The organism is Streptomyces tubbatahanensis (assembly GCF_022699385.1).
Lineage (GTDB): Bacteria > Actinomycetota > Actinomycetes > Streptomycetales > Streptomycetaceae > Streptomyces > Streptomyces diacarni.
Map to the genome: position 1 here is coordinate 3,986,728 of NZ_CP093846.1, position 22,377 is coordinate 4,009,104.

Annotated in this window: 22 protein-coding genes; 16 read left to right on the plus strand and 6 right to left on the minus strand. The window is 73.5% G+C overall.

Annotated features, from left to right (window positions below; translation table 11 throughout):
• Nucleotides 1-23 precede the first annotated feature (23 nt).
• Nucleotides 24-1,661: a methionine--tRNA ligase gene (metG, locus tag MMF93_RS17105; protein ID WP_242752557.1), complete on the minus strand. Its 1,638-nt coding sequence runs from the start codon at nucleotides 1,659-1,661 to the stop codon at nucleotides 24-26.
• A gap of 388 nt (nucleotides 1,662-2,049) precedes the next feature.
• On the opposite strand from metG, the gene MMF93_RS17110 reads away from it, so the two are divergent.
• From MMF93_RS17110 to MMF93_RS17120, 3 genes are all read left to right on the plus strand, one after another.
• Nucleotides 2,050-2,250, plus strand: coding sequence for a hypothetical protein (locus tag MMF93_RS17110; RefSeq protein WP_242752559.1), 201 nt, complete (start codon nucleotides 2,050-2,052; stop codon nucleotides 2,248-2,250).
• A gap of 214 nt (nucleotides 2,251-2,464) precedes the next feature.
• Nucleotides 2,465-4,600: a PhoX family protein gene (locus tag MMF93_RS17115; RefSeq protein ID WP_242757620.1), complete on the plus strand. Its 2,136-nt coding sequence runs from the start codon at nucleotides 2,465-2,467 to the stop codon at nucleotides 4,598-4,600.
• Nucleotides 4,601-4,806: 206 nt separating this feature from the next.
• Entirely contained in the window at nucleotides 4,807-6,147 is a 1,341-nt protein-coding gene (locus tag MMF93_RS17120; RefSeq protein WP_242752561.1) for an NAD(P)/FAD-dependent oxidoreductase, read from the plus strand.
• 54 nt (nucleotides 6,148-6,201) lie between these two features.
• Here the strand turns inward: MMF93_RS17120 and MMF93_RS17125 are convergent, their stop codons facing one another.
• A complete protein-coding gene (locus tag MMF93_RS17125) occupies nucleotides 6,202-6,699 on the minus strand; it encodes a nuclear transport factor 2 family protein (protein ID WP_242752563.1) in 498 nt (165 codons plus the stop codon).
• A gap of 261 nt (nucleotides 6,700-6,960) precedes the next feature.
• On the opposite strand from MMF93_RS17125, the gene MMF93_RS17130 reads away from it, so the two are divergent.
• The 6 genes from MMF93_RS17130 (at nucleotide 6,961) to MMF93_RS17155 (ending at nucleotide 13,246) form a co-directional block, all read left to right on the plus strand.
• Nucleotides 6,961-8,127, plus strand: a complete 1,167-nt coding sequence (locus tag MMF93_RS17130; protein ID WP_242752571.1) for a magnesium and cobalt transport protein CorA — start codon at nucleotides 6,961-6,963, stop codon at nucleotides 8,125-8,127.
• 17 nt (nucleotides 8,128-8,144) lie between these two features.
• Nucleotides 8,145-8,777, plus strand: coding sequence for an HAD family hydrolase (locus MMF93_RS17135; RefSeq protein ID WP_242757621.1), 633 nt, complete (start codon nucleotides 8,145-8,147; stop codon nucleotides 8,775-8,777).
• Between the two features lie 98 nt (nucleotides 8,778-8,875).
• Nucleotides 8,876-9,784, plus strand: a complete 909-nt coding sequence (locus MMF93_RS17140) for an ABC transporter ATP-binding protein (protein WP_242752573.1) — start codon at nucleotides 8,876-8,878, stop codon at nucleotides 9,782-9,784.
• A complete protein-coding gene (locus MMF93_RS17145; protein WP_242752576.1) occupies nucleotides 9,781-11,100 on the plus strand; it encodes an ABC transporter permease in 1,320 nt (439 codons plus the stop codon). Before MMF93_RS17140 ends, MMF93_RS17145 begins: the two co-directional genes overlap by 4 nt.
• 167 nt (nucleotides 11,101-11,267) lie before the next feature.
• Complete coding sequence (locus tag MMF93_RS17150; RefSeq protein ID WP_242752578.1) at nucleotides 11,268-12,578, plus strand: sensor histidine kinase; 1,311 nt, start codon at nucleotides 11,268-11,270, stop codon at nucleotides 12,576-12,578.
• 23 nt (nucleotides 12,579-12,601) lie between these two features.
• On the plus strand, nucleotides 12,602-13,246 hold the full coding sequence (locus tag MMF93_RS17155; protein WP_242757622.1) for a response regulator transcription factor: 645 nt from the start codon (nucleotides 12,602-12,604) through the stop codon (nucleotides 13,244-13,246).
• A gap of 120 nt (nucleotides 13,247-13,366) precedes the next feature.
• Here the strand turns inward: MMF93_RS17155 and MMF93_RS17160 are convergent, their stop codons facing one another.
• Nucleotides 13,367-14,767, minus strand: coding sequence for a GntP family permease (locus MMF93_RS17160; protein ID WP_242752580.1), 1,401 nt, complete (start codon nucleotides 14,765-14,767; stop codon nucleotides 13,367-13,369).
• 78 nt (nucleotides 14,768-14,845) lie between these two features.
• The gene (locus tag MMF93_RS17165) at nucleotides 14,846-15,442 is read right to left on the minus strand and encodes a gluconokinase (RefSeq protein ID WP_242752588.1); all 597 of its coding nucleotides are present in this window, start codon (nucleotides 15,440-15,442) and stop codon (nucleotides 14,846-14,848) included.
• Between the two features lie 251 nt (nucleotides 15,443-15,693).
• Between MMF93_RS17165 and MMF93_RS17170 the strand changes: the two genes are divergently transcribed.
• Entirely contained in the window at nucleotides 15,694-16,425 is a 732-nt protein-coding gene (locus tag MMF93_RS17170; protein WP_242752590.1) for a FadR/GntR family transcriptional regulator, read from the plus strand.
• An 87-nt stretch (nucleotides 16,426-16,512) separates the two neighbouring features.
• Complete coding sequence (locus MMF93_RS17175; RefSeq protein ID WP_242752592.1) at nucleotides 16,513-17,139, plus strand: potassium channel family protein; 627 nt, start codon at nucleotides 16,513-16,515, stop codon at nucleotides 17,137-17,139.
• 11 nt (nucleotides 17,140-17,150) lie between these two features.
• On the opposite strand, the gene MMF93_RS17180 is transcribed toward MMF93_RS17175, so the two are convergent.
• Together MMF93_RS17180 and MMF93_RS17185 are read right to left on the minus strand one after the other, a co-directional pair.
• Nucleotides 17,151-17,336 carry a hypothetical protein gene (locus tag MMF93_RS17180; RefSeq protein WP_242752593.1) on the minus strand — a complete coding sequence of 62 codons (186 nt, stop codon included), beginning with the start codon at nucleotides 17,334-17,336 and terminating at the stop codon, nucleotides 17,151-17,153.
• A gap of 540 nt (nucleotides 17,337-17,876) precedes the next feature.
• Nucleotides 17,877-19,118, minus strand: coding sequence for a helix-turn-helix domain-containing protein (locus tag MMF93_RS17185; protein ID WP_242752594.1), 1,242 nt, complete (start codon nucleotides 19,116-19,118; stop codon nucleotides 17,877-17,879).
• A gap of 166 nt (nucleotides 19,119-19,284) precedes the next feature.
• Here MMF93_RS17185 and MMF93_RS17190 point away from each other — a divergent pair, with 166 nt between their 5' ends.
• The 5 genes from MMF93_RS17190 to MMF93_RS17210 all read left to right on the plus strand — a co-directional run bounded on the left by MMF93_RS17190 (nucleotide 19,285) and on the right by MMF93_RS17210 (nucleotide 22,377).
• A complete protein-coding gene (locus MMF93_RS17190) occupies nucleotides 19,285-19,743 on the plus strand; it encodes a DNA-processing protein DprA (RefSeq protein ID WP_242752599.1) in 459 nt (152 codons plus the stop codon).
• A gap of 68 nt (nucleotides 19,744-19,811) precedes the next feature.
• Nucleotides 19,812-19,979, plus strand: a complete 168-nt coding sequence (locus tag MMF93_RS17195; protein WP_114016874.1) for a DUF5670 family protein — start codon at nucleotides 19,812-19,814, stop codon at nucleotides 19,977-19,979.
• Nucleotides 19,980-20,129: 150 nt separating this feature from the next.
• Nucleotides 20,130-20,642, plus strand: coding sequence for a mycothiol transferase (locus MMF93_RS17200; protein WP_242752601.1), 513 nt, complete (start codon nucleotides 20,130-20,132; stop codon nucleotides 20,640-20,642).
• Nucleotides 20,643-20,767: 125 nt separating this feature from the next.
• Entirely contained in the window at nucleotides 20,768-21,373 is a 606-nt protein-coding gene (locus tag MMF93_RS17205) for a 2Fe-2S iron-sulfur cluster-binding protein (RefSeq protein WP_242752607.1), read from the plus strand.
• Nucleotides 21,370-22,377: an FAD binding domain-containing protein gene (locus MMF93_RS17210; protein ID WP_242752608.1), complete on the plus strand. Its 1,008-nt coding sequence runs from the start codon at nucleotides 21,370-21,372 to the stop codon at nucleotides 22,375-22,377. Before MMF93_RS17205 ends, MMF93_RS17210 begins: the two co-directional genes overlap by 4 nt.

The following is a 22,377-nucleotide window of genomic DNA, read 5'->3' on the forward strand; positions in this document are numbered from 1 at the left end:
TCTTCCCGCGCGCCCCGCAAGCCCTACTTCGTCTCTTCCAACCGCGGGAAGAGGGCCGCGCCCTTGGTGACCTTCGTGCCGGCGGGCAGCTGCCCCCAGCGGCCCGCGTCGGCGAGGGGCTGGTCGGCGAGGGCGCCCAGGGCCGGCTCGGCGCCCAGGGACTCCCACAGCTTGGCGCTGGACTCCGGCATCACCGCGTTGAGCAGCACCGCGCAGCCGCGCAGCGACTCGGCGGCGGTGTAGAGGATGGTGGCCAGTCGCTCCTGCGCCTCCGCGGAGTCCGCCGCGTCAGCGGCCTCGGCAAACGCCGTCTTGGCGACCTTCCACGGCGCCTGCTCGGTCAGGTAGCCGTTGACCTGCTTGATGAAGTCGAAGACCGCGGCGATGCCACCCGCGAAGTCCAGGTGCTCCCCGAGCTTCTCGTCCGCCTCCCGTACGGCCGTGGCCAGGCCGTCGGCGATGGCCTGCTCGGCCTCGCCGTGCGCGGCCGGCTCCGGCAGTGTTCCGTCGAAGTACTTGCCGACCATGGCGGCCACGCGCGAGGCGAGGTTGCCGTAGTCGTTGGCCAGCTCGCTGGTGTAGCGCGCGGAGAAGTCCTCCCAGGAGAAGGAGCCGTCCTGGCCGAAGGCGATGGCCCGCAGGAAGTACCAGCGGTAGGCGTCGACGCCGAAGTGGTCGGTCAGCTCGTGCGGGGAGATGCCCGTCAGGTTGGACTTGGACATCTTCTCGCCGCCGACCATCAGCCAGCCGTTGGCGGCGATGCGCTTGGGCAGCGGCAGGCCGTTCGCCATCAGCATGGCGGGCCAGATCACGGCGTGGAAGCGGAGGATGTCCTTGCCGACGAGGTGCACGTCGGCGGGGAAGGTCTCCTCGAACTTCTGCTGGTCGCTTCCGTAGCCGACGGCGGTGGCGTAGTTGAGGAGCGCGTCGATCCACACGTAGATGACGTGCTTGTCGTCCCAGGGGATCTTGACGCCCCAGTCGAACGTGGAGCGGGAGATCGACAGGTCCTCCAGGCCCTGGCGCACGAACTGCACGACCTCGTTGCGCGCCGACTCGGGCTGGATGAACTCAGGGTGCGCCTCGTAGTGGGCCAGCAGCCGCTCGCCGTAGGCGGAGAGCTTGAAGAAGTAGTTCTCCTCCTTCAGCATCTCCACCGGCTTCTTGTGGATGGGGCACAGCTTCAGCCCCTCGTACTCGCCCTCTCCGTCGAGGAGTTCCCCGTAGGTCTTGTACTCCTCGCAGGGCACGCAGTACGGGCCCTCGTAGCCGCCCTGGTAGATCTCGCCCCGGTCGTGCAGGTCCTGGACGAACTCCCGGACGCGGTCGGTGTGGCGCTTCTCCGTCGTGCGGATGAAGTCGTCGTTCGCGATCCGGAGGTGCTCCCACAGGGGCTTCCAGGACTCCTCGACGAGCCTGTCGCACCACTCCTGCGGGCTGACCCCGTTGGCCTCCGCGGTGCGCATGATCTTCTGACCGTGCTCGTCCGTGCCGGTGAGGTACCACACCTTCTCGCCGCGCTGGCGGTGCCAGCGGGTGAGCACGTCGCCCGCGACGGTCGTATAGGCGTGGCCCAGGTGGGGAGCGTCGTTCACGTAGTAAATGGGGGTCGAGACGTAGTACGCCTTCGGCCCCGCCTGCTCTGATCCAGTGGCCGCCATACCCGAATCCTATCGGCCGCCCGCCACCCCTTTTCCCGCCCGGCACCCCGGGGGCCGCGTCAAGGCGGGGCGGCGGGTGTCACCCGCGACGGGGGGCGTCGCGGAGGAAGAACAACGGTCATCAAACGGCTACGCGTCAGCACGAAGACGACGACATCGCACAAAAACCGGTGCGACGCGGGCACGATGTGGCCTGCGGGGAGCGTTGGCCCCGTAAGGGGGAGGCTGGCCGCTGCGGAGGCCGCCGCGCCGCGACGTGACGCACGGTGAAACGCCGGGTGCGTCGTGTGCAATGTGGCGACGAAGCGACGCCAGTGACGGTGAAGGAGGTGGCGGGGTGCAGGCCGAAGGGCCCAACCCGGGCACGTGTTGCCGCTGCGATCTGCCGGTGCGGCACCGGGCGCTGATCGCGATCATCGAGACGGGCTCGGGGCCCGGCGGCAGCGCGTACGCGTGTCTGCCGTGCGCCCGCGACTACGCGAAGACCTCGCTCGCGCCCGACTGGATCGGCGAGACGATCGCCCACACGGAGGCCGTGCGGCTGGCCTGGGACGAGGAGGGCGACGGCGACCCCGCGCCGCCGCTGTAGACCTCCGCTCCTCGTCCTCCGCCGCGCCGAGAAGACTCCGTGCCGGGAAGGCTCCGTGCCGAGAGGGCTCCGTGCCGGAAGGGTCCCGTTCCCCGCGACCCTTCGGAGCGCAGCCGGTGGCCTGTTCAGCCGGGGTTCACTCCGGCGTCACACGCCGGAGTGCCCGCGGGCCTAGCGTCGCGGCGGCGTACGACGCACAGACCGGAGGATGACGATGCGAAAGCCGTTGCCGCTGCTCACCTCGCACCCGGGTGGCAGATCAGCGATGACCTGCCGCTACCGCTGCGGTGACGCCTGCTTCCACGAGGTGCCCAACACCAGTGCGAACGAGTACGCGGGGGATGTCATCGCCCGTGCCCTCTCGCGCCGTGCGGTGCTGCGCGCCGGTGCCGTGGTGGGGACCGCGACAGCGGTGGGCGCCGGCGCGGTGGCGGGCCCCGGCACGACACCGGCCTCCGCGGCTGCCCCGACGGGCCGGGGCGGCAGGCACGGCCAGGCCCCGCAGCACGGCGACCCCCACCACGGCAAGGCCGCCAAGGGGCTCCGCTTCACGCCCGTGGCGCCGAACACGGCCGACGAGGTGACCGTTCCCGAGGGGTACGGGCAGAACGTGGTGATCCGGTGGGGAGAACCGATTCTGCGCGGGGCCCCCGCCTTCGATCCGACGCGGCAGAGCGCCGAGGCGCAAGCCGGCCAGTTCGGCTACAACAACGACTTCCTCACGCTGCTGCCCCTGCACTCCCGCGGAGGCGCCCGTGGTGGCGCCGGGCACGGGGGCGGCGCCGACCAGTTGCTGGTGGCCAACCACGAGTACACGAACGAGGAGTTGATGTTCGCGGGGTACGACCCGGAGAAGCCCACCAGGGGGCAGGTGGAGATCGCCTGGGCGGCGCACGGCCTGTCCGTGGTCGCCGTCGCGGGGCAGCGCCGTACCGGCGCGCTGCGGGCCGTGCCGCGCCACCCGCTCAACCGGCGGATCACCGCCACCACGCCGTTCGAGGTGACGGGCCCCGCGGCGGGCAGCCGGCTGCTGCGCACCTCCGCTGACCCGCGCGGGCGCCGGGTGCTGGGCACCCTCAACAACTGTTCGGGCGGCACCACCCCGTGGGGCACGGTGCTCTCGGGTGAGGAGAACTTCAACCAGTACTTCGCCCACGCCGAGCAGGTCACGGACCCGGAGCGGGCGGCCACGCTCAAGCGGTACGGCGTCGTCGGCGGGGCGAGCCAGCGGCGCTGGGAGCGGTTCGATGACCGGTTCGACCTGACGAAGGAGCCCAACGAGGTCCACCGTTTCGGCTGGGTCGTCGAGGTCGACCCGTACGACCCCGACTCCACGCCCCGCAAGCACACCGCGCTCGGCCGCTTCAAGCACGAGGCGGCGCAGCCGCGGCTGACGCGGGACGGGCACGCGGTCGTCTACATGGGCGACGACGAGCGCTTCGACTACTTCTACAAGTTCGTCTCGAAGAAGGCGATGCGCCGCGGCAAGAGTGCCGAGGACCGCCGCCACAACCTGTCCCTGCTGGACGAGGGAACCCTCTACGTCGCGAAGCTGACCGGAAACAGCCCCGCCGACGAGATCGACGGGAAGGGCACGCTGCCCGAGGACGGCGAGTTCGATGGCACGGGCCGGTGGATTCCGCTGGCCGCGGGCGACAGGTCGTTCGTGGAGGGCATGAGCGCGGAGGAGGTGTACGTCTTCACGCGGCTGGCGGCCGACAAGGCGGGCGCCACCAAGATGGACCGCCCCGAGGACATCGAGCCCTCCCCGCGTACGGGGCGGGTGTACGTGGCGCTGACCAACAACACCGACCGGGGCGCGGCGGGCAAGGCGGGCCCCGACGAGGCGAACCCGCGCCGGGCCAACAAGCACGGGCAGGTGCTGGAGTTCGCCGAGCGCGGCGACGATCCTCAGTCGCTGCGCTTCTCGTGGCGCCTCTTCCTGGTGTGCGGCGACCCCGAGGACCCGGGCACGTACTTCGGTGGTTTCCCCAAGGACGAGGTGAGCCCGATCTCCTGCCCTGACAACGTCACCTTCGACGGCTACGGCAACCTGTGGCTGTCCACGGACGGCAACGAGCTGGGTTCGCACGACGGGCTGTTCGGTGTCGCCACCGCAGGGGAGCGGCGCGGCCAGGTGCGGCAGTTCCTGACGGTCCCGACGGGCGCGGAGACGTGCGGGCCGCTGGTGCAGGACCGGCGCGTCCTCGTCGCGGTCCAGCACCCGGGCGAGGTGGACGGCGCCTCCGTCGAGAAGCCCGCGTCCACCTGGCCCGACGGGCCGGGGAAGTACGTGCGGCCCTCGGTCGTCGCGGTGTGGCCCGAGGACGGCTCCGACGTCGGACGGTGACGGGTCCGTCGAGGCGACGGTGGCGTGACGGTGACGTGACGGCTGGTCGCACAGGGTGAGGGTCGGCGCGGGGGCGGGGTTGCGCCGGCCCTCGCCCCGTGCGGCGTCGGCAGCGGTGGCGACCCCCGCCGCCCCGTGCCAGGCTGTCCGGGAGGACGAAAAGGGCAAGTACGCCCATACGCACGCCAACCGTTGCGGGTGCAGCCATGGAGCGAACCAGAATTCTGATCGTCGGCGGCGGCTTCGCCGGAGTCGAGTGCGCACGCGGGCTGGAGAGTGGTCTGCGGCCCGAAGAGGCGGAGATCGCCCTCGTCACCCCTGCCAGCTATCAGCTGTACCTGCCGCTGCTGCCCCAGGTGGCCGCCGGGGTACTCACCCCGCAGTCCGTCGCACCGCCGCTGCGCAGGCTGCTGCACCACACCTCGATCATCCCCGGCATGGTCATCGGCGTCGACACCCACGACAAGGTGTGCGTCGTACGGCTGATCAGCGGGGAGACGCAGAACTACCGCTACGACCACCTGATCCTCACCCCCGGCAGCGTCACCCGCAGCTTCGACATCCCCGGCCTCACCCAGCAGGCCCGCGGCATGAAGACGCTCGCCGAGGCCGCGTACGTGCGCGACCACGTCATCGCCCAGCTCGACCTGGCCGCGGCCAGCACCAACGAGCAGGAGAAGGCCGAGCGGCTGCAGTTCGTGGTCGTCGGCGGCGGCTACGCGGGCACGGAGACGGTGGCCTGCCTCCAGCGGCTCACCAACTCCGCCGCCCGCCGCTATCCACGGCTCGACCCCGACCTGATCAGATGGCATCTGCTCGACATCGCTCCGAAGCTGATGCCGGAGCTGGGGGCGCGGCTGGGCCGGCGGGCGCAGCAGATCCTGCGGGAGCGCGGCACGGACGTGTCGCTGGGTGTCTCCGTCGCCAAGGCGGAGGAGCGGCGGATCACCCTCACCGACAACCGGGTGCTGCCCTCGCGGACGCTCATCTGGACGGCGGGTGTCGCCGCGAGCCCGCTCATCGGCACGCTCGACGCGGAGACGATGAAGGGCCGTCTGGCGGTGAACGCCGACTTCACCGTGCCGGGGCACCGGGGCCTGTACGCGCTCGGCGACGCGGCGGCCGTACCGGACCTGACGAAGGTCGGCGGCGCGGTCTGCCCGCCCACGGCGCAGCACGCCAGCCGCCAGGGCAAGCACATGGCGCGCAATCTGCTCGCCACCCTGCGCGGGGAGCCGATGACGCCCTACCGGCACAAGGACCTGGGTCTTGTCGTGGATCTCGGCGGCACCGACGCGGTCGCCAGGCCGCTGGGTTACGAGGTCTCGGGCTTCCCCGCCCAGGTCATCGCGCGCGGCTACCACCTGATGGCCCTGCCGACCTTCACGGCCAAGGCGCGCACGGTGGCCAACTGGAACCTCAACGCGCTGACCGGTGACGACTTCCTGCGGACCGGGTTCCTCTCCCGCCGTCCCGCCACTCTCCAGGACATGGAGGCCACCGACGCCTACCTCACCCAGGAGCGCGCTCGGGAACTGACGGCGTGAGGTGGTTCTTCCGCACGGTGCTCGGCGCCGTCATCCGGGAGGTCGTCCGCGCGTTCAGCCGCGGCGGCCGGTGACGGACCCGGGCCCGGGTCCGCCCGCCAGCGACTCGGGCCCGGTTCCCTCGATCGGGGAGAGGTGGAGCGCGGCCAGGCGCCAGGCGGGGCGCACGGTGGCGGACGTGGCGGAGCTGCCGTGCGCGGGGACCGCGGAGGCCGCCGTGGTGAGGTGGTGGGTGGCGCGGAAGTGGCCGTCGACGTCGCGGCCCTCGTAGACGGACTGCTGGCTCTGGACGCCGAGGAGGACGGCGTTGTCGCCGTGGCGGCGCAGGTGTTCGGTGCGCCAGGTGAACAGGTCGTGCACCAGCGCCCCCGTCTCGTACCGTGCCAGCCAGCGGCGTTTGTCCAGCAGGAAGCCGCGCGGCCCGACGGCCACGAAGTCGTCGGTCAGCAGGGCCTCCAGCCGGGGGATGTCACCGTGCAGTTCGGCGTCCGCCCAGCGGGCCCCGAACGTCGTCAGATCGCGGGAGACCGTGGGTGTCGTGGTCGCGGCCATCCGGACCCCTCCCTTCTTGGCGCGTGGACTGCCCCCGTGGGTGCGCGCTCGCGCGCAGGCGTGGCCCGCGTCCCCCAGGGTGGGCCCCGCGGCGTTCCCGCGCGTCGGGCGGAAGGACGAGCGCGGGTTACTCCGCCGGGTGCACGCCCCCTACCCGCCGGTACCCCCGGGGGAGTACGGGCGAGGCCCGCGCATTCGGGCGCGATTTGCGGGCACAGTTGGGGGAGACCGACGACGACGAGGAAGCCGAGGAGCCCCCACATGCCCACGGTCCCGGTGGTGCGCAGCCTGCGCCGGGTGGTGCGGCCCCGCCTGCCGCGTCCCTCGGTGGATCTCTCCCACCCGGCGCGCTCGCCGCTGGGCACCTCGGTGGTCAGCTGTGTCGCCTACGACAGCGAGGGCACGCGGCTGATGGCCGAGTGCGGCGTCGAGGAGGCGCTGGCCTGCGTCCGCAAGGGCCGCGACGACGCAGCGGGCGCGGGCGGGGGCGGTTTCGTGTGGATCGGGCTGCACGAGCCGTCGGAGGCGGAGTTCGAGGGCGTCACCGAGCTGTTCGGGCTGCATCCGCTGGCGGTGGAGAACGCGATCGAGCCGCATCAGCGGCCGAAGGCCGAGTGGTTCTCCTCGCAGTCCGGCAGCGGCGGCGAGATGATGTTCGCGGTCTTCAAGACGGTCAGCTACGCGGAGCACGAGGAGCTGACGACGACCAGCGAGGTGGTGGACACCGGTGAGATCGTCGTCTTCGCGGGCGCCGACTTCGTGATCACCGTGCGGCACGGCAGGCACGGTTCGCTCGGCCCGGTGCGGGAGGCGTTGGAGGCCGATCCGGAGCGGCTGGCGCAGGGCCCCGCCGCGGTGCTGCACGCGGTCGCCGACCAGGTCGTCGATGACTATCTGCTGGTCGCCGACGAGGTGCAGACCGACATCGACGACCTGGAGAGCGCCGTGTTCGCGCCGCAGGCCCCTTCCGCGCGGGGCGGCGGCGCCTTCGAGACGGGCCGCATCCACCAGCTGAAGCGGGAGCTGCTCGAACTCAAGCGCGCCACGCAGCCGCTCGCCCGCCCGCTGGAGCTGCTCTCCTCCCGCCCGAACCGGCTGATCGACGCGGAGATACGCAAGTACTTCCGGGACGTCGCCGACCACCTGGTGCGCGTCACCGACCAGATCGCGTCCTTCGACGCCCTCCTCGACTCCATCCTCCAGGCGCACCTGGCGCAGGTGTCCACGGCGCAGAACGAGGGCATGCGCAAGATCAGCGCGTGGGTCGCCATCGTCGCCGTGCCGACGATGGTGTGCGGGATCTACGGCATGAACTTCGACCACATGCCGGAACTCGACTGGGTGTTCGGCTACCCGCTGGTCCTCGTCGTCATCGCCGTGGCCTGCGTGGCCATGCACCGCGCCTTCCGCAGAAACGGCTGGCTGTGAAACCCGACCTGACCGGCATCACCACCGTCGTCCTCGACGTCGGCGAGACGCTCGTACGCGACGACCGCTACTGGGGGTCGTGGGCGGACTGGCTGGGCGTGCCCCGGCACACGCTGTCCGCGCTCGTCGGCGCGGTCGTCGCGCAGGGGCGGGACAACCAGGAGGCGCTGCGCCTGGCCAGGCCCGGGATCGACGTGGACGCCGAGCGCGCCGCGCGGGAGGCCGCCGGGCGCGGCGAACACCTGGACGAGTCCGACCTGTACGAGGACGTACGCCCGGCCCTCACCGCGCTGGCGGCGGCCGGCGTCGCCGTGCACGTCGCGGGCAACCAGACGGCCCGCGCGGGCGCCCTGCTGCGCGCGATGGACCTGCCCGCCGCCACGGTCTCCACCTCCGAGGAGTGGGGCTGCGCCAAGCCGGACCCCGCCTTCTTCGCCCGCGTCCTGGCCACCACGGGCAGCGCACCGGCCACCACCCTCTACGTCGGTGACCACCCCTCCCGCGACGTGGGCCCGGCCCGCGCCGCGGGACTGCGCACCTGCCACCTCGTCAGGGGCCCGTGGGGCCACCTGTGGGCCGGGTGGGACGCGCCGGCCCCCGATCTGCGCGTCACGGGCCTGCTCGCGCTGGCGGAACTGCTCCAGGCGTAAGGGGCGGGGGTTCGGTGCGGGGGTTCGGTGATTCCGAACCCCCGATACGGGGGGCGGCTCCCTCGTGGCGCGGCCCGCGCGTTCGTAGCGTCGTGCCCATGAGGAACAGGCGAGACGACAACGGCGGCCACGGCGGTGCGCCCGCCCTCGTCATGACGGGGGTCACCCGCTGCTACGGGCGGCGGCAGCAGCGGGTGCGGGCGCTGGACGGCGTGGACGTGACGCTGCCACGGGGCAGCTTCACCGCGGTGATGGGCCCCTCGGGCTCCGGGAAGAGCACTCTGCTCCAGTGCGCGGTCGGCCTGGACCGGCCGAGCGGGGGCAGCGTGCGGCTCGGCGGCCACGAGCTGACCAGGATGGGCGGGCGCGCCCTGACCAGGCTGCGCCGCGAGCGGGTCGGCTTCGTCTTCCAGTCGTTCAACCTGCTCCCCGCCCTCACGGCCGAGCAGAACGTACGGCTGCCCCTGCGGCTGGCCGGCGGCGGCGCGGGGCGCGCGGACCGGGCCCGCGCCGTGGACGCGCTCTCCCGCGTCGGCCTCGGCGACCGCGCCCGCAGCCGCCCCGCCGAACTCTCCGGAGGGCAGCAGCAGCGCGTCGCCCTCGCCCGCGCCCTGATCACGAAACCCGAACTGGTCTGCGCGGACGAGCCGACGGGCGCCCTCGATCCGGCCACCGCCGAGCACGTTCTCGGCCTGCTGCGCACGTCGGTGGACACCTCGGGCGCGACGGTGCTGATGGTCACCCACGACCCGGTGGCCGCCTCCTACGCCGACCGCGTGCTGTTCCTGGCCGCAGGCCGGGTGGTGGAGGAGCTGGCCGAGACCGGGGGGTGGGAGCCCGGTGCGGCCGCCGCCGCGCGGATCGCCGCGCGTATGCGGTCACTGGCGGGGCGGGCGGGGGCGGGTGCCGGGCAGGGTGCGGGCCCGGACGCTGGGGGCCCCGCCGGTGTGGGTCCGGGGGCGCCGGCGGGCGTGGCCGGGGCGCGCGCGTCGGAGGTGGCCGTATGACGAACGGACTCGCGCGGGCCTCGGTGCGGGCGCGGCCCGTCGCGTTCGCCGGGGTGTTCTCCGTGCTGGTGCTGTCCGCCACCGTCGTGACCGCCTCCGTGGCGATGCTGCGGACGGCGTCCGGGGTGCGCCGGGCCGCCGTCCGCGAGCAGCTGACCGCCATGGGGGCGGGGTTCACGGTGGTGACCGTCTACCTCTCGCTCTTCGTCATCGCGCTGGTGATGGCGCTCGCGGTGGCCCAGCGGGCCCGCGAGCACGCCCTGCTGCGGGCGGTGGGCGCGGTGCCGTGGCAGATCCGGCGCACGGTCGCCGTGGAGACGCTGTGCACCGCCCTGCCCGCGGTGCCCCTCGGCTACGCACTGGGGTGGCTGCTGGCGCGCGGCTGGCTGGCGGGGATGGCCGCGCACGGGCTGGTGCCGGACGGCGTTCCGCTCCTCGTCGGCTGGCCGCCCGCGCTCGCGGCCTGCGGCGTGCTGGTCGTCACCTCGCAGCTCGGCGGACTGCTCGCCGCGCACCGGGCCGCCCGCGCCCGCCCCGCCGACGCCCTCTCCGAGACGGCGGGGGCGCGGCGCGGGCTGACGGTGACGGGTGTGGTGCGGGGCGCCTCGGCGCTCGTCGCGCTGTGCGGTGCCGCGCTGTTGACGGCGGTCACCGCGGCGGGCCCGCGCGAGGACGTCGGCGAGCACCTGCCGCTCGTCCTGCTCGCCCACCTGGTCGCCGTCGGGTGCGCGGGCCCGGTCCTGACACGGGCGGCGGCGCTGCTGCTGTCCTGGCCCCTGCGCGTGGTCACGGCACCGCGCGCGCTGGGCGGGGGAGCCGCGACGCAACTGGCCTTCGCACAGCTCGGGGCGCAGGCGAGGCGACTGTCCTCCGCCGTCACCCCCGTGGCGCTGGTCGTCGCCTTCACGCTGGTCAAGCTGGCGGCCCTGGCGCAGGCTGCGGAACCGTCGTGGGTCGACCTGTTCGCGACCGTCCTCTACGCCGCGTTCGCCGCCCTCGCCGCCGCCAACACGCTGGTGATGCTCAGCGCCGAACGCCGCCGCGAGGTCGCCCTGCTGCGCTCGGTGGGCGCCGCGTCCTGGCAGGTCGTGCGGGTGTGGGTCGTGGAGGCGTTGACGGTCGCCCTCGCGGGCTTCGGCGCGGGCACCGCCGTGGCGCTCGCGGTGACCCTGCCCCTGGGCGAGGCCGCGGGCGCCTCTCTGGCCGCCCTGCCGGCCACCGCGTGGGCGGGCCTCGGCGGCGGCGTGCCGGCCCTCGCACTCCTGGCGACCCTGGCACCGCTACCGGGGCACCTGCGCCGGGCCCTGCCCCGTTGACCGTACGGGTGCACGAGGGCCTGCGCGTTGACCGTACGGTGCGCGAGGGCCTGTGCGTTGACCGTACGGTGCGCGAGCGCCTGCGCGGACGGGCGCACCGGCGGGGAACCACCGAGCCGTGCACCAAGATGGCTCGCGACAGCCGCCCACCCACGAAGACGAGTCCCGTGACTGCGACCGCCGCCTCTGACGACACGCCCCGCGCCCCCGCGACGCGGAAGGCGCTGCGTGCCCTCGCGTACGCGGTGGCGGGGCTCGTGCCCGCGCTGCTGGGCCTGCCCGCGCTCGCACTCGTCGCGCTCGGCGCCGTGCTCTGTGTGACGAGGGCGGGCATCCCCGTCCTCTCCCTCGCCCTGACGGCGGTCCGCGCCCTCACCGACCTGCAACGCCTGCTCGTGCGCGGGCTGCTCGGCGAGAACGTTCCACCACCCCCGCGCCCCGGGCCGCTGCGCGCCGCACACGACGGCGCGACGTGGCGGTGCGCGGCGTTCGCCGTCCTCAACGCGCCGCTCGGCGCACTGCTGTTCGCCGTGCACCTGCCCGTGCGGCTCTACGGGCTGGCGCTGCTGTCCTACCCGCTGTGGTTCCGCGCCGTGCACCAGAACGGGCACGACGGGCTCGAACTCACCGCCGCCACACCCCTCGACACCTGGCCGCGCGTCTGGGCTGTCGCCGCCGCCGGACTCCTCGTGCTGGTGCTCGCCGAGTGGGCCGCGCGCAGGCTGACCGCGCTCGTGAGGCTGCTGGCCCGCACCCTGCTGGCCCCGCTCCGCCTCGCCGAGCGCGTCCACGACCTGGAGGAGACCCGCGCTCTTGCCGTCCGCGACGCCGCCACCACCCTGCGCCGCATCGAACGCGACCTGCACGACGGTGCCCAGGTGCGCATCGTCGCCCTCGCCATGGCGCTCACCCGCGCCCGCGAGGCGCTGAGCGCGCCCGAGCCCTCCCGTGCCGAGGCCGACAAGGCCCGCCACCTCCTCGACCAGTCACTCGGCAACGCCCGCACGGCGCTGGCCGAGTTGCGCGACCTCGTACGCGGCATCCATCCGCCCGTCCTCGACAACGGGCTCGCCCCCGCCCTCGCCTCTCTCAGCTCCGACATCGAGACCCCCGCCCTCCGCGTCGACCTGCGCACCGCGCTGCCCAAGACGCCGCGCCCGGCCGAGGCCGTCGAGACCCTCGCCTACTTCTGCGCGGCCGAACTCCTGGCCAACGCCGCCCGCCACGCCGGCGCTGCACACATCGCCGTCAGCGCCCGCACCGAGGAGGACGACCGGATGCTCGTCCTCGTCGTCGAGGACGACGGACGCGGCGGAGCCGCCGCGCGCCCCGCGGGGACGGGCACCTCCTCGGGGCTGCGCGGCCTCGCCGAGCGGGTACGCACCGTGGACGGCACACTGTCCCTCGACAGCCCGCCAGGCGGACCGACCACGGCGACGGTCCGCCTGCCGCTCGCACCCCGGGGGGAGACGACGTGACCGGAAGGACGCAAGGACCGCCACTGCGCCTGGTCGTCGCCGAGGACGCCGCCGTCCTGCGGGAAGGGCTGGTCGGACTCCTCACCGACCGCGGCCTGGAGGTGACCGCCGCCGTCGGCGACCCGGAGGCGCTGCACGAGGCCGTCGAGCGGACCCGGCCCGACGCCGTCGTGGCCGACATCCGGATGCCGCCCACCCACCGCGACGAGGGGCTGCGCGCCGCCGTCGCGCTGCGCGGGCGCCACCCCGGGCTCGGGATCCTGCTGTTCTCCCAGTACATCGAGACCAGCTACGCCCACAGCCTCCTCGCCGACGGGCCCGCCGGCATCGGCTACCTGCTCAAGGACCGGGTGCTCGACGTCGACGAGTTCGTCGACGCGCTGCACCGCGTCGTCGCCGGCGGCACCGCCCTCGACCCCGACGTCATCTCCCGCCTTCTGCGGGCCGGACCCGGACGCGAGGCGCTCACGCCCCGCGAGGACGAGGTGCTCGGACACATGGCCGCGGGCCTGACCAACGCGGCCATCGCCGCGCGCCTGGGCATCTCGCAGCGCGCGGTCGAGAAGCACACCGCCGCGCTCTTCGACAAGCTCGGCATCCCCCGCACCACCGCCGTCCACCGCCGCGTCCAGGCCGTACTGCACTACCTCGCCGCCTCCCCCCGCTGACGCCCCTCCCGCACCGGCGGGAGGACGCCCCGCCCCCCTATGAGGACGCCCCGCGCACGAGGACGCCCCCCGCCGCCGGGGGGGGCGGGGCGGGGGGCGTCGGCTGGGGGCCGAAGGCGGCTACACCACCAACGAGAGCAGCAGCAGGAGCACCAGCGCCACGACGGAGATGATGGTCTCCATCACCGACCAGGACTTGATGGTCTGGCCGACGTTCATGCCGAAGTACTCCTTGACGAGCCAGAACCCGGCGTCGTTGACGTGGCTGAAGAACAGCGAACCCGCGCCGACGGCGAGCACGACGAGGGCGGCCTGCGCCGTGGACATGTCGGCGGCGAGCGGCGCCACGAGCCCCGCGGCGGAGACGGTGGCGACCGTCGCGGACCCGGTGGCCAGCCGGATACCGACGGCGATGAGCCAGCCCAGCAGCAGCGCGGGGATGGACCAGTCCTGCGAGAGGTCGAGGATCATCTGGCCGATGCCGACGTCCACGAGCGTCTGCTTGAAGCCGCCGCCGGCGCCGACGATCAGCAGGATGCCCGCGATCGGCCCGAGGGAGGAGCCGACGGTGGACGACAGCCTGTCCTTGGTGAACCCGGCGGAGCGGCCGAGCGTGAACATGGCCACCAGCACGGCGACGAGCAGTGCGATCATGGGATCGCCGACGACGTCCATGACGCGCTGCACCGTGTTCTCGGCGTCGTCGATGACGATGTCGGTGAGCGCCTTGGCGAGCATCAGTACGACGGGCAGCAGCACCGTGGCGAGCGTGATGCCGAAGCCCGGCCGCTTGTCCAGCTCTGTGCTGGCCCGTTCCGGGACGACGCCCTCGGGCGGGGTCGTGTCGACCCAGCGTGCGGCGACCTTGCCGAACAGCGGGCCCGCGACGACCAGCGTCGGAATGCCCACGACGAGGCCGAGCGCGAGCGTCACGCCCAGGTTGGCGTCGATGGCGTCGATGGCCACCAGCGGACCCGGGTGCGGCGGGATCAGCCCGTGCATCACGGAGAGCCCCGCCAGCGCGGGGATGCCGACCCGCATCACCGAGTAGTTGCCGCGCTTGGCGACCAGCAGCACGACGGGGATCAGGAGGACCAGCCCCACCTCGAAGAACATCGGCAGCCCGACGATCCCGGCGATCAGTGCCATGGCCCACGGGATGGTGCGCCTGCTCGCCCTGGCCAGGATCGTGTCGACGATCTGGTCGGCACCGCCGGAGTCGGCCAGGAGCTTGCCGAGGATGGCGCCGAGGGCGATGAGCACGCCGACGCCGGAGACGGTGTCGCCGAGCCCGGTGGTGAAGCTGGAGATGGCCTTGTCCAGCGGCGCCGCGGCCACGGCGCCCAGCACGAGGGAGCCGACCGTCAGCGCCAGGAACGCGTGCAGCTTGAACCGCGTGATGAGCAGGACGATGACGGCGATGCCGACGAGGGCGGCGATCCCCAACTGCGCGTTGCCGGCGGACGTGATGGGGTCGGGCTGCGACCCCGCGGCCAGCATCTCGACGCTGAGATGTCTCACGGCTCTTCCTTCTTCGCTGTGGGTGGAGGGTGGTGAGGGGGGGAGGGGACGGGGGCGTGGGGGCTCGGGGCTCGGAGGTCAGGCGTGCGACGCGGCCCCGGTGGGGGCCTCGGCCGCGCCCTCGGGGGTGGTCAAGGGCGAGGGGACCGGCGCGTGCGCGGACCGCAGTGCGGCCAGGGCCCGCCGGGCGACGGCCCGCGGCCCCGGGGCGACGGAGACGGACACGCCCCGTTCGTCGGCCTGGAGGGGTTCGAGCGTCGCGAACTGGGAGTCCAGCAGGGCGACGGGCATGAAGTGGTCGGCGCGCTCGGCCATGCGGCGGCCGATCAGCGCGCGGTCGCCGGTGAGGTGGACGAAGACGAGGTGGGGGGCCGCGGCCCGCAGCCGGTCGCGGTAGGCGCGCTTGAGCGCGGAGCAGCTGACCACGCCGCCGTGTTCCGCGTGGTCGTGCGCCCAGGCGCCGATCGCGTCGAGCCAGGGGGCACGGTCGGTGTCGTCCAGGGGGGTGCCCGCGGACATCTTGGCGACGTTGGCCGGCGGGTGGAAGGCGTCGGCCTCGGCGTAGGGGACGTCCAGGTCCTCCGCGAGCAGCCGGCCGACGGTGGTCTTGCCCGTGCCCGCCACGCCCATGACGACCACGACGTGGTTCTGCGTGGTTTCACCCGCTGTGTTCATCGGCCTCACTGCTGTCCTCATCGACCTCGGCGCCGAGCACACTCAACCTCATAGGTCACATGTATTCAATAGTCGGACACGAATTAGTCATACTTAATGGGGGTGACGAGGAGCACGTAGGCTGAACGTCCCGGTGCGCTCGCCGAGCGTGCACACGACGGCCGCCGCAGGGGCCGCACGGCCCGGCACGGAGGGCCGGTCACGGCCGGACACGGGACGCACGGCGCGGGAAGACGAGGAGAACACCACTCATGACCAGCCAGGGGGCGGGCCGCGACGAGACACCCGCGCGCGAGCGCGGTCTGCACGCGCGACTGCTGGCCTCCCTCGGTCCCTCGATCACCGCGGGCGAGCACCCGCCCGGCACGGTGCTGCGCACCGAGGAACTGGCGAGCAGGTACGAGGTCTCCAGGACGGTCGCGCGGGAGGCGGTGCGGGTGCTGGAGTCCATGCACCTGGTCGAATCCCGCAGGCGGGTCGGCGTGACGGTGCTGCCGCCCGAGGAGTGGGACGTCTACGACCCGCAGGTCATCACCTGGCGGCTGGCCGGCACCGACCGCGGCCGCCAGCTGCGCTCCCTGACCGTGCTGCGCTCCGCCGTCGAACCCGTCGCCGCCCGGCTCGCCGCCGAGCTGGCCACCCCCGAGGAGTGCGCGGGCCTGACCGAGCACGCCCTGGGCATGGTCGCCACCTCACGCGGCCAGCAGCTGGAGAACTACCTGGTGCACGACATCGCCTTCCACCGCACCGTGCTGCGCGCCTCCCGCAACGAGATGTTCGCCCGCCTCGGGGACGTCGTCGCCGCCGTGCTGGCCGGGCGCACCCACCACGACGTCATGTTCACCGACCCCCGCCAGGAAGCCGTCACCCTCCACGTCAACGTCGCCGAAGCCGTGCGCGAGCGCGACGGCGCACGCGCCGAGGCCGCGATGCGCACGATCACCGAGGACGCGATGGCCGAACTGGACGTCCTCGCTCCCTGACCTGACCGCCCCGTCCGGCCCTCGGGCGGTCCCCCGGGCGGCGCCTTCCAGAGCGCGCGAGGCGGCCGCCGCGCGGACGATGGCCCCATGGCGCAGCCCCCCGGACCACCCCAGGACGGGCCACCCGACCACCCGTCCCCGGTCCGGCCGACCGAACGGCCCCCCGAACGGCCCCCCGAACGCCCGCCCGACCGGTCCCGCTGGACGTGGCCGCTGCTGGGGCCGCTGGTGGCGGGCCTGTTCGTCGCCTACTTCCTGCTGCCCGCACGGACGCTGGGCCCCGAGCGCCCGGAACTGAGCTGGGCCCTGCTGATCCTCGCGCTGACGGCCATCGCCGCCCTGCTCCTCAAGCACATGCGCGACGCCCTATTCGACCGCCCCGGCACCGTGGTCGCGCTGATGTCGCTGATGTGCCTGTCCGTCCTGGTCTTCTCCTCCGCGTACTTCGTGATGTCCCACCACCCCGGAGAGTTCCAGGGGCTGCGCACCCGCCTCGACGCCCTCTACTTCACGCTGCTGACCGTGGCGACCGTCAGCTACGGCGACATCCAGCCGCGCGGCCAGTCCGCGCGGCTGGTCATCCTCCTGCAAATCCTCTACACCCTCGTCTTCCTCACCGCCGCGGCCACCTCCCTCTCCGGCAAGCTCCGCCGCGCCGCGGCCAGCCGGCCCCCGGGCGGCGGCCGGGAACACAAGCGCGGGCCTCCCCCGTGACCGGCCCCTCGCTACCCCTCCAGCGCCGCGAGCTCGTCCCGCAGCCACTGCGGGGCCAGCGGATAGGCGGCGTACTCCCGCGCGTGCGGCACACACGCCTCCACGACACGGCCGGGACCCGAGTTCACCTCCACGACCGCCACCACGACGGTCGCCTCCCGCCACCGCCCGCACGGCAGGCAGTACCCGCCGCTCACCGCTCGCCCCGCAGGGCCGCGCGGAGCCGCTCCGGGTCCGTCAGCGCGGAGCCCGCCTCGTACGGCACGGCCCAGTAAGGACCCGGCGGCCCGGTACGGTCCCGCGCGGGCACGGGCAGCCAACACGCCACCGACAGGCACGCGGCCTCCCCCGCCGCCCCCCACTCCACCCCAGCGCGCGGCGGAACCAGCCAGTACAGCCACGCGCCGTACGGATCCCCGACGACCCCACCGCACGCCCGCCCGAGCCGTTGGATCGCCCGGCTCCCCCGCCCCCACGGCACCCGCACGGCGTCCCACCACACCCCCACGGGCGTCAGCGTGAACGGCGCGTGCGACGGAGGGGACCACGAGTCTTCGACAGCCGGGCCGAGGTCGCCTGGCGAGGTGTGCGTCATGCTGACCGTCCTGTGTCCGCGAGGGGGCGCGGCACCGCTGATGTGCCGGTGCCGCCGTACTCGCGATGCACCGTAGGTCCGCGCTGGGGGCGCCCCCAGGGACGCCGTGTGCCAATCCGTCCGCCGGGTGGGACGTGCTGTCCTACCCGGCCACGTGCAGGCGGGCGGCGAGTTCTGTCAGGGGGGAGGTGCGGCGGCGTTCGCGGGTGTGCAGGTCGGTGACGAGGCGGCGGGTGGTGCCGTGGTAGCGCATCCACTCGGGGGCGTCCCGCTCAGCTGTGAGCAGGGCGTGGGTGGCGGACTCGTCCTGGCCGAGGCCCGCGTGCGCGAGTGCGCGGTCCACGTGGAAGCGCGCGCGCCAGGTCGCGGGCAGGGTGCGCAGGCGTGGAACGGTACGGGCGGTGGCGAGGGCCGGTGCGCAGCGGTCCATCTCGACCGAGAAGTTGACCTGGGCGACGGCGGTGTTGGTGGGGCCGAAGGGCGTCGCGTAGTCGATCCGGTCCGCTCCGATACCGGCGGCTGCCGCGCTCGCCATGCGCAGCAGCTCGTCCACCCGGTCGTAGTGGCGTTCGCCCTGCCGTACGACGGCCGTCGCGGCCCGCAGCAGCAGGACGCCCCACAGCGACAGGTCGAGGGGGGCTGAGCGGAACCCCGGCTCGCTGCGGTCGGCGTACGAGAGGGCCACGTGTGCGGCGTCCTCCAGCCGCCCCTGTTTGGTGAAGACCCACGCGAGCGTCGCCGCGCCGACGGACTCCAGGTGGGGATCGTCCGAGCGGTGGGCCGCGGCCATGGCGCGCTCCATGGCGGTGAACGCGGCGTCCGGGTTGCCCAGCGCCGTCAGGGTGGTCGCCGCTACCTGGTAGGCCTCGCAGAGCACCGCGTACGCCGCCGTCCGGTCGCGGTCGCTGCCCTCGTACGCGCGGACGGCGGCGCGGGCGTCGCGGATCAGTTGGGGGAGCACGGCGCCCACCGCGCCCATGCGCCCCTCGCGCCGTGTTCCCTCGGTCGCCCGGAGGGAGGCGCGGAGCGCGCCGATGGTCGGCGGGTCCTCCGGGTCCGGGTCCGGTTCGTCCGCTCGGGCTCCGATCACGCCGTGGACCGGTGAGACCGCCCGGCGCAGCGCGAGCACGGACGGCGCGCTGCCGTCCGGCCGGGGCTCGAAGGTGACGGGCGAGCCGACGAGCACGGACACGTCGACGTCCAGGGCGCGCGCGAGCTGGTTGAGCGTCGCCATGCGCGCCGTCTGACGCCTGTTCTGCTCCAGCTTGCGGATGGTGTCGACGCAGACCGCGGCCAGCTCCGCCAGTTGCTCCTGCGTCAGCCCGCGCCGCGTACGGAGCCGTCCGAGGCGGTCTCCGATGCTGTTCTCGAACCCCTCGTGCACTGCGCACCCCCACACGTGGACAACTCAACGCTACCGGTGCCCGCCACACGGTGTGGTGCTGTCTGCCCCTGCCGGGCCGGCCTCGTGGAAAAATAAGGGTGGCCGTGCGAGTGGATCGCTGACGGGTGGATGGCCGTCCCTGCCACGCGAGTCGGAGACGACGTCGATGACGATGCGCACCGTGACCATCACCGGGACCCGGACGACGGGGCACCGGGACACCGCCCACTACGCGCGGCTCTTCGCGCACTACCTGGCCCCCTTCGCGCCGGAGGCGCACTTCCATCTCGGCGGGGCGCGCGGCATCGACAGCCTCGCGCTGGCCTGGCTGGCCGCGCACACGCGGGCCCGGATCACCGTCGTGGTGCCCGGCACCCTCGACCAGCAGCCGCCGGAGGCGCGGCACGCGGTCGCCCGGGCCGGGGACCGGGTCGCGGAGCTGGTCGAGTTGGGTGCCGACCCGCTGGACGACGCCGCGTATCTGGCGCGGAACCGGTGGATGGTGGACCGCTCCGCACTCGTGATCGGTTTCCCCGTCGGCACCAGCACCGTCTCCGGCACGTGGCAGACGCTCGAGTACGCGGCCCGCCAGGACAAGGCCCGTCTGATCGTGCCGATCCAGTAACCGTCCTCGGGGCATGGTGTGCATGGCGTGGGGGAGGCGGGGCACTCGGGCCGCGGAGGTGGAAGAACATGGGACCGTTGCTGCTCGTGCTGTTGCTCGCCCTGCTGCTGTTCGGCGCGGGGTTCGCGCTCAAGGCGCTGTGGTGGATCGCGGTGATCGTGCTCGTGGTCTGGCTGCTGGGCTTCGTCGTCCGGCCCACGACGGGAGGACGGCGCGGTCGCTGGTACCGCTGGTAGCGCCGCAGCCGGCCCGCACAGCGCCAAGGCCCGGCCCACCGGGCACCGCTCCGCCGGGCACCGCCCCGCCCCGTCACCGGGGCGGGGCGGTCCAGCGGGGCGGGGGCGAAAAGGCACATTGCACGTATGACGCGTCGTAAGGTCGCGAACATGGATACAACCGCCCTTCTTGAGGATGCCTTCACGCGGGTGAACGGCGAGGTCCACGCCACGCTCGACGGCATCCAGAGCACGCAGCTGACCGAGCGGATCGATCCGGGCGCGAACACCGTCGCCTGGCTGGTGTGGCATCTGACGCGGGTGCAGGACGATCACGTCGCGGACGCCGCCGGCAGCGAGCAGGTCTGGCACGCACAGGGGTTCGAGGAGCGGTTCGGGCTGCCCCTCGACGCGGACGACACGGGTTTCGGCCACTCGCCCGAGGACGTGGCGGCCGTCCGGGTGGATTCGCCGGAGCTTCTGGTCGCCTACCACGACGCGGTTCACCAGCGCACTTGTGAGTATCTGGGCACGTTGAGTTCCCAGTCGCTGGGCCGGATCGTCGACGACGCGTGGGACCCGCCGGTCTCCCTCGGGGTACGCCTCGTGAGCGTCATCGGCGACACGATGCAGCACGTCGGGCAGGCGGCTTTCCTGCGCGGCGTGCTGGAGCGTCGCGGCTGACGGCCGCACCCGGCCGCCGGGAGTACGACAACGGCGGAAGACACCGAGCGACAGACAAGAGCACAACCGAGCGACACACAAGAGCACACCGAGCGACACACAAGAGCAGAAGAGAGGCGCGCCCCGTGATCCCCCAGCGCACCGCGACCAGCTCGACCCTCACCCTGCACGTCAACGACACCGCGCACACCGTCACCGTCGACCACCGCGCCACCCTGTTGGACGTGCTGCGTGAACACCTGGACCTCACCGGCAGCAAGAAGGGCTGCGACCACGGTCAGTGCGGCGCCTGCACGGTGCTGCTGGAGGGGCGCCGCGCCAACAGCTGTCTGCTGCTGGCGGTGGCCCACGACGGCGCGCATGTGACCACCGTCGAGGGGCTGGGCGACGAGGAGCGGCCGCACCCGCTCCAGCAGGCGTTCCACGAGCGGGACGCCTTCCAGTGCGGTTACTGCACGCCGGGGCAGATCGTCTCGGGTGTGGGCATGCTGTGCGAGGCGGCCGAGGGCCATCCGTCGCACGCGACGCCCGCCGAGGCGCTCGGCCGCTCCACCGGGGCGCCGGCGCAGCTGAACCGCGACGAGATCCGCGAACGCATGAGCGGCAACATCTGCCGCTGCGGCGCCTATCCGCACATCGTCGAGGCGCTGGAGGACGTGGCCGCGGACGGCCTCCAGGCCCGGCAGGGCAGTGAGCACGGCAGCGAGCGTGGCAGTGAGGTGTCGGCGTGAGGCCCTTCACCTTCGAGCGGGTCACCAGCCCCGAGCAGGCCGTCTCCGCGTTCGCCGCGCAGCCGCGCGCCCGCTATCTGGCGGGCGGCACCAACCTGGTGGACCTGATGAAGCTGGGCGTCGAGACGCCCGAGCATCTGATCGACGTCTCCAGGCTGCCGCTGAACGAGGTCGCCACGACCCAGGAGGGCGGCCTGCGGATCGGCGCGAACGTGCGCAACAGCGACCTGGCCGCGCATCCGGCGGTCTGCCGCACCTATCCTGCGCTCTCGCAGGCGCTGCTGGCCGGCGCTTCGGGGCAGCTGCGCAACCTGGCCACGACCGGCGGGAACTTCCTCCAGCGGACCCGCTGCCCCTACTTCCAGGACACTTCGGCGCCCTGCAACAAGCGCGAGCCCGGCACCGGCTGCTCGGCGCGCGAGGGCGTCAACCGGGACATGGCCGTGCTGGGGCACTCGGAGCACTGCGTGGCCACGCACCCCTCCGACATGGCCGTGGCGATGGCCGCCTACGACGCCGAGGTCGAGGTGCTGGGCCCCGAGGGGGCGCGGACGGTGCCGGCCGCCGAGTTCCACCGGCTGCCCGGCGACACCCCCGAGCAGGACACGGTGCTGCGCCCCGGGGAGCTGATCTCGCACGTGACGCTGGGGCCGCCGCCCGAGGGGGCGCGCGCCGCCTACCGCAAGGCGCGCGACCGCGCCTCGTACGCCTTCGCGCTGGCCTCCGCGGCTGCCGTACTGGCCGTGGACGAAGGAGGCACTGTCCGGCACGCCGCGCTGGCCTTCGGCGGGCTGGCGCACCGGCCGTGGCGGGCCCGCACCGCCGAGGAGGCGCTGATCGGCTCGCGGGCCGACGCCGAGAGCGTGGGGCGCGCCGTGGACGCGGAACTGGCGGCGGCACGGCCGCTGTCGGAGAACGCCTTCAAGGTGCCGCTGGCCCGCAGCCTGGCGGTCACCCTCGTCACCCGGCTCGCCGAGAACCCGACCAGCCCCGCAGGGACGTGA

Coding starts and splice junctions, on each gene's coding strand:
- metG (WP_242752557.1), bottom strand. CDS start 1,661: ATGGCGGCCACTGGATCAGAGCAGGCGGGGCCGAAGGCGTACTACGTC.
- MMF93_RS17175 (WP_242752592.1), top strand. CDS start 16,513: ATGGCGCAGCCCCCCGGACCACCCCAGGACGGGCCACCCGACCACCCG.
- MMF93_RS17125 (WP_242752563.1), bottom strand. CDS start 6,699: ATGGCCGCGACCACGACACCCACGGTCTCCCGCGATCTGACGACGTTC.
- MMF93_RS17130 (WP_242752571.1), top strand. CDS start 6,961: ATGCCCACGGTCCCGGTGGTGCGCAGCCTGCGCCGGGTGGTGCGGCCC.
- MMF93_RS17195 (WP_114016874.1), top strand. CDS start 19,812: ATGGGACCGTTGCTGCTCGTGCTGTTGCTCGCCCTGCTGCTGTTCGGC.
- MMF93_RS17190 (WP_242752599.1), top strand. CDS start 19,285: ATGACGATGCGCACCGTGACCATCACCGGGACCCGGACGACGGGGCAC.
- MMF93_RS17115 (WP_242757620.1), top strand. CDS start 2,465: ATGCGAAAGCCGTTGCCGCTGCTCACCTCGCACCCGGGTGGCAGATCA.
- MMF93_RS17165 (WP_242752588.1), bottom strand. CDS start 15,442: ATGAACACAGCGGGTGAAACCACGCAGAACCACGTCGTGGTCGTCATG.
- MMF93_RS17140 (WP_242752573.1), top strand. CDS start 8,876: ATGAGGAACAGGCGAGACGACAACGGCGGCCACGGCGGTGCGCCCGCC.
- MMF93_RS17120 (WP_242752561.1), top strand. CDS start 4,807: ATGGAGCGAACCAGAATTCTGATCGTCGGCGGCGGCTTCGCCGGAGTC.
- MMF93_RS17200 (WP_242752601.1), top strand. CDS start 20,130: ATGGATACAACCGCCCTTCTTGAGGATGCCTTCACGCGGGTGAACGGC.
- MMF93_RS17145 (WP_242752576.1), top strand. CDS start 9,781: ATGACGAACGGACTCGCGCGGGCCTCGGTGCGGGCGCGGCCCGTCGCG.
- MMF93_RS17170 (WP_242752590.1), top strand. CDS start 15,694: ATGACCAGCCAGGGGGCGGGCCGCGACGAGACACCCGCGCGCGAGCGC.